An 11,605-nucleotide genomic window follows, 5' to 3' on the forward strand; every position below is an offset into this window, starting at 1 on the left:
TTCCCCTGGTAGGCAGTAGGCATTGCAGATTTAAAAGTCGTTTATAGAAAACAGATATCTTTAAAACTGTGGGACAGCAGTGGGCCAATGGCCGCTTTATCCTGATGCAGTGACAGATCAGCTCGGGAACGAATAGGCAATACCCTCACGCACACCGCTGGACGGCCAGCGTTGTGTGATGGTTTTACGCTTGGTGTAGAAACGCACGGAATCCGGACCGTAAGCGTGCAGGTCGCCAAACAGTGAACGCTTCCAGCCACCAAAGCTGTGATAACTGACCGGCACCGGCAGCGGTACGTTAATACCGACCATACCAACCAGAATATTGTCAGAGAAATAACGTGCAGCTTCACCATCGCGGGTAAACAAACAGGTACCGTTGCCGTATTCGTGCGCATTAATAAGATCAATGGCTTCCTGCAGCGTTTTCACACGCACAATCACCAATACAGGGCCGAAGATTTCTTCCTGGTAAATGGTCATTTCCGGAGTAACACGGTCGAACAGTGTACCGCCGACGTAATAGCCGTTTTCAAAACCCGGTACCGTGATGCCACGACCATCCACTACCAGCTCGGCGCCCTGTGCAACACCGGAGTCGATGTAGCCAACGACCTTATCCCGCGCAGCAGCAGTAATCAGCGGTCCCATCTCATTACTATTGTCGAGACCTGAGCCGACTTTGAGATTTTTCAGCTGGGCTGTGAGACGGCTGGCCAGTTCATCACCAACCTCATCGCCTACCGCAACGGCAACAGAAATCGCCATACAACGCTCACCACAGGAACCGTAAGCGGCGCCCATCAGTGCATTAACAGCGTTATCCAGATCGGCATCCGGCATAACGATGGCGTGGTTTTTCGCACCACCCAGTGCCTGACAACGCTTACCGGTTGCCGATGCCTGGTTATAAACGTATTCAGCAATCGGAGTGGAGCCAACAAAGCTCACCGCCTGAATATCCGGCGAATGCAACAAGGCATCCACCGCTTCTTTATCACCGTTAACCACGTTCAGAATGCCATCCGGCAGGCCGGCTTCGGATGCCAGCTGCGCGATATACAGCGCACTGGATGGATCACGTTCCGACGGTTTCAGAATAAAGGCATTGCCGCACATTACTGCGCTGGGCCACATCCAAAGCGGCACCATAGCCGGGAAGTTAAACGGGGTAATGCCGGCCACCACACCCAGCGGCTGAAACTCACTCCAGCTGTCGATAGCCGGGCCAACATTGCGGCTGTGCTCGCCTTTCAACAGCTCCGGAATGCCACAGGCGTATTCCACGTTTTCAATACCGCGCTGTAACTCACCGCGGGCATCGTGCAGAACCTTGCCGTGTTCACGACTGATCAGTTCACAGATTTCGTCGGCTTTTTCTTCCAGCAGCATTTTAAAACGGAACATCACCTGGGCGCGTTTGGCCGGCGGTGTGTTGCGCCATGCCACATAGGCAGCCTTGCCGTTTTCAATGGCCTGATTTACGGTAACCGTGCTGGCCAGCTCGACCTCGCCACACACCTCACCGCTGGATGGATTAAATACCTGTTGTGTACGATTGCCGGTTAATACGCTTTCACCGCCAATCCAATGCCCGATAGTACTCACAATAAATTCTCCAGTATCGTGCTTGTATAAATTGATTATTAATCGAGGGAACTGATGGCATCACCCAGGGTGTTCACCAGTCGATCTATTTCGTGTTTTTCGATAATAAACGGCACACCCAGCTGAATGGTGTCACCGCCATAGCGCACATAAACGCCCTGCTCCAGACACTTCATCGCAATCTGATACGGACGCAGCGTTGGATCACCTGCGCTTTCAATGGTGAAGCCCGCAGCAAAGCCACAGTTACGGATATCGCGGATATATTTCAGCCCGCGCAGGCTGTGTACTGCTTCTTCGAAATACGGTGACAGTTCCGCCACGCGGCCAACCAGGTTGTCTTTTTCCAGCACATCCAGCGCTGCCATGGCCGCAGCGCAGGCCACCGGATGTCCGGAATAGGTGTAACCGTGCGGCAGCTCGATACCGTGTGCCGCCGCGGTGTTATTCATATAGGTATCGTAAATATCATCACTGACAATCACCGCACCCATCGGAATGGCGCCGTTGGTCAGCTGCTTGGCGACATTCAGCATGTCCGGTTTAACACCAAAGTATTCGGCACCGAACATTGCACCGGTACGGCCGAAGCCGGTAATGACTTCATCGAAAATCAGCAGAATATTGTGTTTATCGCAGATCTCACGCAGACGCTGCAGGTAGCCTTTCGGTGGTACCACCACACCTGCCGAGCCGGAAAACGGCTCAACGATAACCGCCGCGATATTGGAGGCATCATGCAGTGCGACCATTTCTTCCAGCTCATCCGCCAGATGCGCGCCGTGCTCGGGCAAACCGCGGGTAAAGGTATTCTCCGGCAACAGGGTATGGCTCAGATGGTCAGACTCCATCGCCTGGCCCCACATTTTGCGGTTACCGCCGATACCACCGAAACTGATGCCACCCCAGCTGGCGCCGTGATAGCCCTTGGCACGACCGATAATACGGGTCTTGGTCGCCTGACCACGCACACGCCAGTAAGCACGGGCAATCTTGGTGGCGGTGTCCGCAGCTTCCGAGCCCGAGTTAACAAAGAACACATGATTCAGATCGCCCGGCGCCATATCGGCGATACGCTCTGCCAGCTGAAATGCCAGCGGGTGGCCGTACTGAAAAGCCGGTGCGTAGTCCAGTGTCTTCAGCTGTTTAGCCACCGCTTCGGCGATTTCCGGGCGGTTATGACCGGCACCGCAGGTCCACAGCCCGGACAAGCCGTCGAGGATCTTCTGGCCCTTATCATCAATCAGATAGGCACCATCAGCCGCGGTAATCATACGCGGCTGTTGTTTGAATTCACGATTTGAGGTGTATGGCATCCAGTAAGCGTCTAACTGACGCTGACTTACCGATGCTGACTGCTGGTCACTCATGATTCCCGCTCCGTACAGGCTATCGACGACCGCACCATTGCGGACAGGTTGACTCTAGAGCGGGAATTAAGTTTGATAAATCACAACCTATCGAAACTAACTTTCAGGTTTATGAAACTATGAAGGCAATCCTCGGCAACTTGTCCGATACCGACATTCGCCTGCTGCGCATCTTTATGGCCGTCGCCCGTTGTGGTGGTCTCAGTGCGGCCGAGCTGGAACTGAACATTGGCCGCTCAACCATCAGCCGCCACCTCAAGGATCTGGAGCTGCGCCTGGGCATGACCCTGTGCCACCGTGGCCGCGCAGGCTTTGCTCTGACTCAGGAAGGCAGCCAGATTGTCGAAGCCTCCCAACGCCTGCTCAGTTCCATTGAAGACTTCCGCAATCAGGTCAATGATTTGCATCGCAGCATGCAGGGCAGTCTGTCAGTGGCCATTTTTGACAAAACCGTAAGCAACCAGGCCTGCCATATCCACCAGGCCATTGCCGACTACCTTGAGCAAGCACCGGATGTATACATCAACATTCATATTGTGCCGGTAAACAAAATTGAAAAAGGCGTACTGGATGGGCGCTATCAAATCGGTATTATTCCGACCCACCGCCCTTCTACCAGCCTCGAATACCTGCCATTGTTTGGCGAGCAGATGTACCTCTATTGTGGCCGCCAGCACCCGTTGTTCACTCAGGCAGAAAGCATCACCCCTGATGTCATAGCCCAGCAACGCTACGCCGGCCTCAACTTTCACAGCCCGAATATGGAAATCAGCCATCAGCTCAATCTGAACAAAGTTGCTACCGCTAACGATCAGGAAGGTGTCGCGACGTTCATTAAGAGTGGGGCTTTTATCGGCTTTCTGCCCGAGCACTACGCCCGGAGTTTTGTTCACGATGGTGAGATGCGCAGAATTCCCAGTCCGCAGTACGAATATTTCTGCGAGTTTGCAGCGCTGTGGCGTAAATCTCCAAAGCCGACCCGACTGGTAGAACATTTTCTTGATGCGTTGCAGAAGCGCCATAATTATTCCTGAGCGACCGCTTTGCGACATCTGCAACCGGCGAATACATGCTACAGTAAGGGCAATCTGAGGAGCAGGAACAATCGTGGTATACAAAGCAACCGACAGTAAACCCCGGCGCCCTAATGCACAGCGGCAACAGCTTGAAGCACGCATACTGCGTGCGGCAGAAAAAGCCTTTGCCCGCACAGGTTTTAATGGCACGGCAATGGAAGCCATCGCGGAATCCGTGGGCATTTCCAAACAGAACCTGATTTATTATTTCCCTAACAAAGAAACTCTATATCGTCGGGTGCTGCAGAATACGCTGGAGCTGTGGACCGAAAAAATGGCCTTCAGTGAAGATGACGATGCTTCACCGGCACAGATTATCGAGCATTACATCCGTGGCAAATTACAGATGTCGTATGAGAATCCCGATGGCTCAAAAGTGTTTGCCCACGAAGTCATTAACGGCGCACCGATCCTGAAAGACTTTATGATCAGCCACCTTAAGCCACAGTTTGAGAAAGATCTGAAACTGGTGCGCCGCTGGAGCGACGCAGGACTGATTAAGAACATTGCACCAGAGCATCTGTTTTTCACCATCTGGGCCGCCACCCAGACTTACGCCGATTTTGCCACCCAGATTCAGGTACTGATGGGTAAGCGCAAACTGACACGTAACGACTTTAACGAAGCAGCGAACTTCCTCACCAATATGGTTCTGAACGGCATTGTCGCCAATCCGGACAAATCCTGATGCGCAGATTCGGGGCATTTTGCCCCGGGTTTTCTGCTTATTTTCCCTGTTAAACCAACATCACACAGCTAATGCTGTCGCCGCAGGCTGTGAAGTCAAAGACCTTTATCGCCTGGCAAACCCTCTGCAGCACTGACTTAAGAGCACTTCCAGCATAATTATTTCCGGCTTTTTCTACCGTCTTTCTGCCCTGCCTTCGTGCGCCTGCGCACCAAAATAATGACCCCAGCCAAAACTTTACCAACCGGTAAAACAAGTGGTACCAATAATTTTACCAAATGGTAAAACAAAGGAATCCACATGATGCTGTCCCGTCAGGAAGCACTAGCATTAGCAAACGTAACCGGTCCCGACCTGCATGCTCTGTGCGAAAGCGCAGCGCAGGTGCGCGACATCTGCTACGGCCAGCAGCTGACTTATTCGCGCAAGGTCTTTATCCCACTGACCAATATGTGCCGCGATAGCTGTGGCTACTGCACCTTTGTAAAAACACCGGAATCCGGTCAGGCCTGGTATCTGACGCCCGATGAAGTCATGGATATTGTGCAGCGCGGCGAACAACTGGGCTGCAAGGAAGCCCTGTTCAGCCTCGGTGAAAAACCCGAGCTGAAGTACAGCTACGCCCGCGACCGTCTGCAGACACTGGGCTACAGCAGCACAGTGGATTATCTGCACGACGTCGCGGCGCAGGTTATCGATCAGAGTTATCTGTTACCACATATCAACGCAGGTACCCTGGATAAAGACGACGTGCGCCGTCTGAAACCGGTCGCCGCCAGCATGGGCATGATGCTGGAAAATATCAGTCGTCGTTTACTGCGTAAGGGCATGGCGCATCATGCCTGCCCGGACAAAGTCCCACAGGCAAGACTGAAAACCATTGAATACGCCGGCCAGCTGGACGTGCCCTTCACCACCGGCATTCTGATCGGCATTGGTGAAAGCTGGGAAGAACGTATCGAAAGCCTTCTGGCCATTAATGAAATGCACCTGTACTACGGCCATGTGCAGGAAGTCATTGTGCAGAATTTCCGCGCGAAAGCCGGCACCGCTATGGCCGATCATACTGAGCCCGATCTCGATGATATGCGCCGCACGCTTGCCGTTGCCCGCCTGCTGCTGCACCCATCCATCAGCCTCCAGGCACCACCGAATCTGGAGCAACATTACGGCGCCTACGTCTCTGCAGGCATCAACGACTGGGGTGGTATATCACCGCTGACCATCGATCACATAAACCCTGAACGAGCCTGGCCACAGATCAGCAGTCTGCAACAGGCCTGTCAGGGCAAAGGCTATCAACTGCGGGAACGCCTGACGGTTTACCCACGCTATCTGCAGCAATCTGAACGTTACCTGGACGACAGTATCAGTCCATTTATTTCCGGTATGGCTGCCAGCAATGGTCTGGCTGCACAGCAATGTCTGCCCGACTGACAGGAGTGATTATGAACGCTTTTTTATCATCGAAATTATCGCTGAACAGCAACGCCGAACTTGAGCGCCTGCTTTGTCAGGCATCCGCTGACACACGCCGTATTTTGCGTAAATCACTGGTCGGACAGGAGCTTACAGAAGAAGAAGCCATCACTCTGTTCAGCGGTGACGGCATTGATTATCGCGCACTGCTGGCAACAGCGGATCAGGTGCGTAAAAACCGCTGTGGCGATACCGGCTCCTTCGTGATTACGCGCAACATTAACTTTACCAACGTCTGCTACATGGGCTGTACATTCTGCAATTTCTCCAAAGAAAAAGACGATGCCGAAGCGGAGTTTATTTCCTTTGATGAAATCGCCGACCGTGCCGAAGAAGCCTGGCAACGTGGAGCCACCGAAGTCTGCGTTCAGGGTGGTTTGCATCCGGATATCGATAAAGACTTTTACCGCAACGTGCTGATTGCTATTAAACGGCGCGTGCCGGATATCCATATCCACGCCTTCTCGCCGTTTGAAATCTGGTATGGCGCGAAAAAAGCGCGTATGACCCCGGAAGTCTTTTTACGCGATTTAAAACAGCACGGACTGGGCTCCATGCCGGGTACTGCGGCAGAAATTCTGGCAGAAGATACGCGTAGAAAACTGACTAAAAACAAACTCACGACCGCTGAATGGGTACGCATTATTAAGGCCGCGCACAGCGTCGGCGTACCCACTACCTCAACCATTATGTATGGCCACGTGGATACTGCGGCAGACTGGGCGTATCACCTGCGCCTGTTGCGCGACATCCAGAAAGAAACCGGTGGCTTTACCGAATTTGTGCCGCTCGGTTTTATTCATTACGAAACACCGCTGTACAAAGCCGACCCGCAAAATGTGCGTACCGGGCCAACCCGTGAAGAACACTTTCGTATGCACGCAGTGGCACGTCTGATGTTGCAGGGACATATCGACAATATTCAGGCGTCCTGGGTGAAAATGGGGCCTGCAGTAGCCGCTCAGATGCTGCGCTCCGGTGCCAACGACCTCGGCGGCACGCTGATGAATGAAAGCATTTCCCGCGCCGCCGGTGGCCAGCATGGTCAGGAAGTGACAGCACAAGACATGGTCGCCAACATTGAAGCCGCAGGCTTTCATCCGGTACAGCGCAACACCCTGTACCAGACAGTACGAGACTACCCGCAACATAACCACAAAGTCTCAGTCAGCACACCGGCCAGCCTGATCACTCTGGTGGAGAGCGGGGTATGAGTATCAATGTTCTGCTATTAGCCGGTGGCGTTGGCGGTGCCAAGGCTGCCCAGGGGCTGGCATTGACTGCATCTGAACAAGACTGTCACTACAACGTCAGGGTTATTGGCAATATCGCCGATGACGAAGAGTTCCATGGCCTGTGGGTGTCACCGGACATCGACACATTGATGTACACCCTCAGCGGTGAGATTAATACGCAACAGGGCTGGGGCATGAAAAATGACGGCAATACTGTGCTGTCGCAGCTGCAGGCTCTGGGTGAAGATACCTGGATGTTTCTCGGTGACCGTGATTTTGCCACCCATATTTACCGCACTCAGCGCCGTCGCCAGGGCATTCGTCCATCACAGATCTGCCGGGAATTATGCACAGCATTTGGCTGTCCGCTGCCAATTATTCTGCCCAGCGATGATTGCATTCAGACACGTCTGAGCACCGATCAGGGCGAGCTGAGTTTCCAGCAATATTTTGTCCGCGAACGCTGCACCCCAGTGGTAAACGCCATTGAGTTTCACGGCGCACAACAGGCAACCCCTACCCCTGAAGCACTACAGGCCATAAACGATGCCGACATTATTATTTTTGCTCCCAGCAACCCGCTGGTGAGTATCGGCGCGATCCTCGCCACCCCTGGCCTGCGTGACGCCATTGCCAAAAGCCGGGCTGTGCGCCTGGCCATATCACCGTTTATTGGTGGTCGCACCGTCAAAGGGCCGGCCGACCGCATGCTGCTGGCACAGGGGCTTGATACCAGCCCGCTATCCATTGCCAGCCTGTACGACGGCCTGATTGATGCGTTGGTGATTGATGAAAGCGACGCCGGCTGGCTCAGCGCCATAGAACAGCGTGGCCTGCGCGCCCTCGCCGCCCAGACGCTGATGATTACCGACAGCGACAAGCGCCGTTTAATGGACGAGTGCCTGGCGTTTGTAGAGCAAATGGAGGTCAGCCCGTGAACCGTGATCACACCACCTGCGTGGTTATTCCGATGAAAGCGCCGCAGCAGGCAAAAACCCGACTGATGCCCTTCCTGCGCCGCACGCAACGTGAGTCTCTGGCGTTACGTTTATTTCACAATACGCTGGAGTTTTTCCGCACAGAATTTCCGCAGCTATCGCTGCTGGTCGTTACCCCCAGTGCGCAGATTGCTGAGCACACCCGCCGTGCCGGTTATCACGCACTGCTGGAAGATCAGCAAAGCGGTCTTAATGCCGCGTTGCGTCTGGCAACCAGCTGGAGTCTGTGTAAAGGCTTCGAGCGCCAGCTGATTATTCCTGCCGACATTGCCTGGCTTAATCGCGCAGAAATTCGCCAGCTACTCGATCAGCAAGCGGAAGGTCCGGCCGTCACCATTGCCCCATCCGCTGATGGTGGTACCAATGCGCTGCTCTGTGCCCCACCCGATGCCATTCCGTTTGCCTTTGGCAGGCATTCAGCCAGCCGCCACTTACGCGCCGCAGAAAATGCCAGCCTGCCTTGTCAGCAGCTTAGGCTGATTCAGCTACAGCAGGATATCGATCAACCGCAGGATCTGCCTCGGGCGCTATTCCCAATGACCGCAGAGGCTGCACCTTATGTCTGACTGTATGCAGGTATTTGCCCCGCTGGGGCTGCCCGATATTCAACCCGGTGATGACCTCGCCGCCCTGCTGATCCAGCAACTGCAGAGCAATCAGCAGCCGCTGCAGGAGGGCGACATCATCGTTATTGCCCACAAAGTAGTATCCAAAAGCGAAGGTGCAGTGGTCGACATCAACGACGTCTGTGCCAGCGCCGAAGCAATTGACCTTGCCAGCCAGGTGAATAAAGACCCACGCAAAGTCGAAGTGATTTTACGCCAGTCGAAAAAAATCATTCGCGCCGTACGTCGCCCGCAGCAGAGTGAAGGCGTACTGATTGCTGAGCATCGCCTTGGATTTATCTGCGCTAACGCCGCCGTCGATCAGTCCAACGCCGACAACGAGCATCAGTTGATCTATTTACCTGAAAACCCAGACCGCAGCGCAAAACTGATCGCCGATGCTCTGGCTGAGGCTTTTGGCTGCCGTATCGGCGTGGTGATCAGCGACACCTTTGGTCGCCCCTGGCGTCTGGGGCAGACCAACGTAGCCATTGGTGTGGCCTATGTACCGGCACTGATCAGCATGGATGGCGACTGCGATGCCTGGGGCCGTCCGCTGAAAGTGACTGCCCCGGCCTTTGCTGACGAGCTGGCCGCCGCATCCGGCCTGCTGATGGCCAAAGAAGGAAAATGCCCCGCCATTGTTTTTCGTGGTCTGAGCTGGGAAAGCAACCCACAGGCCAGCGCTTCCGATCTTTTACGTCCAGAAAATGAGGATTTATTTAAATGAAAATTGCCATTATTGGGGGAACCGGTCCACAAGGAGCCGGACTCGCACTGCGCTTTGCCAAAGCCGGAGCCGACGTTGTTATCGGCTCTCGTGATGGCCAACGCGCCGCCGCCAAAGCAGAAGAGCTGCAACAGAAACTCGCAGCAGGCAGCGGAAAAATCAGCGGCTGCGATAACCTGCAGGCAACCGCCAGCGTCGAGCAAATGGTCATTCTGGCGGTGCCTTACAGCGCCCACGACGCCACCCTGAACGAATTAAAGCCCCTGCTGGCCGGCAAAATTCTGGTCGATATTGTCGTGCCATTAGCCGAAGGCAACCCGAAAGCGGTCGCGATGCCTGCAGAAGGCTCGGCCACCGAAGCAGCACAAGCTCTGCTCGGCGACGACATTCCCGTGGTCGGCGCGCTGCACAATGTGTCCGCCGTTACCCTGAATAAACTCGAACAGAAAATTAATTGCGACATTCTTGTTTGTGGCAATGACCTGCAGGCCAAAAACAGTGTTATGGAAATGCTCAGCCTGCTGGATGTGACCAGCTACAACGCCGGTCTGGCCGACAGCGCGCGCTGCATCGAAGCCATCACACCGATTCTTATCCGCCTGAATATTTCCAAAGCCGTGCCGTTCAGCCACGCCGGCATCTGTATTCAGCCACCTGCACACTGATTCTTTATTTTAATTAAGCAAATGATGGAGAACACTATGGAATTTGGTATCACTTTTAAAGGCTTTGTCAGCCCTAACCGCGCCCGAAATCTGGTACGTCAGGCGGAAGAAGCCGGCTTTACCCAATGCTGGTTCTACGACTCCCACATCCTCTGGCGCGAATCTATGGTCGCCATGGCAATGTGCATGGAACACACCACCAAAATGAAATTTGCGCCATGCGTCACCAGTCCGGATGTACGTGACTGGTCACACGCCGCCAGCACCTTTGGTAGTCTGGCACTGCAAAGTGAAGGACGATTTGAAATTGGTCTTGGTCGCGGAGATTCTGCAAACCGCGTTATGGGTAAAAAACCAGCGACACTGGCGCGGCTGGCCGAATTTTCGCAGAAAGTAAAAGCCATGATTCGCGGTGAAGAAGTGACTTATGATGGCTGTGCAGTGCCGGTGAAATTTCCCTGGGCAACCGGCTACGAACTGCCGGTACACATCGCCGCCTACGGTCCGAAAGCACTGGCCACCGCTGGTCAGTACGGTGATGGCCTGATCCTGCAGATCGGCGAACCGGATCTGGTGAAATGGTTTACCGACCAGGCCATTGCAGCAGGTAAAGAAGCGGGCCGTGATATGTCGGACTTTAAAGTGATTGCTGCCGCCCCGGCCTATTTTGGCAGCAAAGAATACATGATCGAGAAAACCAAATGGTTCCCGGCCATGGTAGGCAACCACGTTGCCGACATTGTTGAAAAATATGGCACAGATTCCGGTCTGGTACCTAAAAGCCTGACCGACTATATCGAAAAACGTCGTGGCTACGATTATTCCAAACATGGCCAGAGTGACAACCCATACCTCGATTTTATCAGCGACGATATTGTTGAAAGCTTCTGTGTACTGGGTGACGATGACGCGCATATAGCTAAGGTTAAAAAACTGCAGGAAGCCGGTGCTACGCAGTTTAATATTTATCTCGACAGTGGTGATGAAGAGGAAATCATTGCCCACTACGGTAATCACATTATTCCGGCATTCCGTTAACAGCGGACATAAAAAACGGAGCATCAGCTCCACTGCTGTCCCACAAATTTTTATTTGAACTTTTGCTAGATATTCCAGGCCCCTTGTCCTCATAGAGGGGCCTTCCCCCTCTC

Annotated in this window: 11 protein-coding genes; 9 read left to right on the top strand and 2 right to left on the bottom strand. The window is 53.8% G+C overall.

Translation table 11 applies throughout. The annotated features are described in order from the left end of the window. Positions 1-117 precede the first annotated feature (117 nt). On the bottom strand, positions 118-1,608 hold the full coding sequence (locus I9W95_RS07170; RefSeq protein ID WP_225673337.1) for a CoA-acylating methylmalonate-semialdehyde dehydrogenase: 1,491 nt from the start codon (positions 1,606-1,608) through the stop codon (positions 118-120). 38 nt (positions 1,609-1,646) lie between these two features. Next, the gene (locus I9W95_RS07175) at positions 1,647-2,978 is read right to left on the bottom strand and encodes an aspartate aminotransferase family protein (RefSeq protein WP_225673339.1); all 1,332 of its coding nucleotides are present in this window, start codon (positions 2,976-2,978) and stop codon (positions 1,647-1,649) included. Positions 2,979-3,097: 119 nt separating this feature from the next. Between I9W95_RS07175 and I9W95_RS07180 the strand changes: the two genes are divergently transcribed. The 9 genes from I9W95_RS07180 (at position 3,098) to I9W95_RS07220 (ending at position 11,492) form a co-directional block, all read left to right on the top strand. Further along, positions 3,098-4,012, top strand: coding sequence for a LysR family transcriptional regulator (locus tag I9W95_RS07180; RefSeq protein ID WP_225673341.1), 915 nt, complete (start codon positions 3,098-3,100; stop codon positions 4,010-4,012). Positions 4,013-4,085: 73 nt separating this feature from the next. Beyond that, positions 4,086-4,742 carry a TetR/AcrR family transcriptional regulator gene (locus I9W95_RS07185; RefSeq protein ID WP_225673343.1) on the top strand — a complete coding sequence of 219 codons (657 nt, stop codon included), beginning with the start codon at positions 4,086-4,088 and terminating at the stop codon, positions 4,740-4,742. A 300-nt stretch (positions 4,743-5,042) separates the two neighbouring features. Then, positions 5,043-6,179, top strand: a complete 1,137-nt coding sequence (cofG, locus tag I9W95_RS07190; RefSeq protein ID WP_225673346.1) for a 7,8-didemethyl-8-hydroxy-5-deazariboflavin synthase CofG — start codon at positions 5,043-5,045, stop codon at positions 6,177-6,179. Positions 6,180-6,190: 11 nt separating this feature from the next. Next, positions 6,191-7,435 (top strand): 5-amino-6-(D-ribitylamino)uracil--L-tyrosine 4-hydroxyphenyl transferase CofH, encoded by a 1,245-nt coding sequence (gene cofH / locus I9W95_RS07195; RefSeq protein WP_225673348.1) that lies wholly within the window; start codon positions 6,191-6,193, stop codon positions 7,433-7,435. Next, positions 7,432-8,394 carry a 2-phospho-L-lactate transferase gene (cofD, locus tag I9W95_RS07200; RefSeq protein WP_225673350.1) on the top strand — a complete coding sequence of 321 codons (963 nt, stop codon included), beginning with the start codon at positions 7,432-7,434 and terminating at the stop codon, positions 8,392-8,394. Before cofH ends, cofD begins: the two co-directional genes overlap by 4 nt. Then, entirely contained in the window at positions 8,391-9,020 is a 630-nt protein-coding gene (gene cofC / locus I9W95_RS07205) for a 2-phospho-L-lactate guanylyltransferase (RefSeq protein WP_225673352.1), read from the top strand. Before cofD ends, cofC begins: the two co-directional genes overlap by 4 nt. Next, entirely contained in the window at positions 9,013-9,789 is a 777-nt protein-coding gene (cofE, locus tag I9W95_RS07210; RefSeq protein WP_225673354.1) for a coenzyme F420-0:L-glutamate ligase, read from the top strand. Before cofC ends, cofE begins: the two co-directional genes overlap by 8 nt. Continuing rightward, positions 9,786-10,454: an NADPH-dependent F420 reductase gene (gene npdG, locus I9W95_RS07215; protein ID WP_225673356.1), complete on the top strand. Its 669-nt coding sequence runs from the start codon at positions 9,786-9,788 to the stop codon at positions 10,452-10,454. The genes cofE and npdG overlap by 4 nt, the downstream gene beginning before the upstream one ends. Before the next feature lie 36 nt (positions 10,455-10,490). Beyond that, the gene (locus I9W95_RS07220) at positions 10,491-11,492 is read left to right on the top strand and encodes a TIGR03842 family LLM class F420-dependent oxidoreductase (RefSeq protein ID WP_225673358.1); all 1,002 of its coding nucleotides are present in this window, start codon (positions 10,491-10,493) and stop codon (positions 11,490-11,492) included. Positions 11,493-11,605 lie beyond the last annotated feature (113 nt).

The sequence above is a fragment of the Thalassolituus marinus genome (assembly GCF_020320395.1).
Taxonomy (GTDB): domain Bacteria; phylum Pseudomonadota; class Gammaproteobacteria; order Pseudomonadales; family Oceanobacteraceae; genus Venatoribacter; species Venatoribacter marinus.

Excerpts from the sequence above, each read along its gene's own strand:
- cofD (WP_225673350.1), top strand. The coding sequence starts at position 7,432 with ATGAGTATCAATGTTCTGCTATTAGCCGGTGGCGTTGGCGGTGCCAAG.
- I9W95_RS07180 (WP_225673341.1), top strand. The coding sequence starts at position 3,098 with ATGAAGGCAATCCTCGGCAACTTGTCCGATACCGACATTCGCCTGCTG.
- cofG (WP_225673346.1), top strand. The coding sequence starts at position 5,043 with ATGATGCTGTCCCGTCAGGAAGCACTAGCATTAGCAAACGTAACCGGT.
- npdG (WP_225673356.1), top strand. The coding sequence starts at position 9,786 with ATGAAAATTGCCATTATTGGGGGAACCGGTCCACAAGGAGCCGGACTC.
- I9W95_RS07175 (WP_225673339.1), bottom strand. The coding sequence starts at position 2,978 with ATGAGTGACCAGCAGTCAGCATCGGTAAGTCAGCGTCAGTTAGACGCT.
- cofE (WP_225673354.1), top strand. The coding sequence starts at position 9,013 with ATGTCTGACTGTATGCAGGTATTTGCCCCGCTGGGGCTGCCCGATATT.
- cofH (WP_225673348.1), top strand. The coding sequence starts at position 6,191 with ATGAACGCTTTTTTATCATCGAAATTATCGCTGAACAGCAACGCCGAA.
- I9W95_RS07220 (WP_225673358.1), top strand. The coding sequence starts at position 10,491 with ATGGAATTTGGTATCACTTTTAAAGGCTTTGTCAGCCCTAACCGCGCC.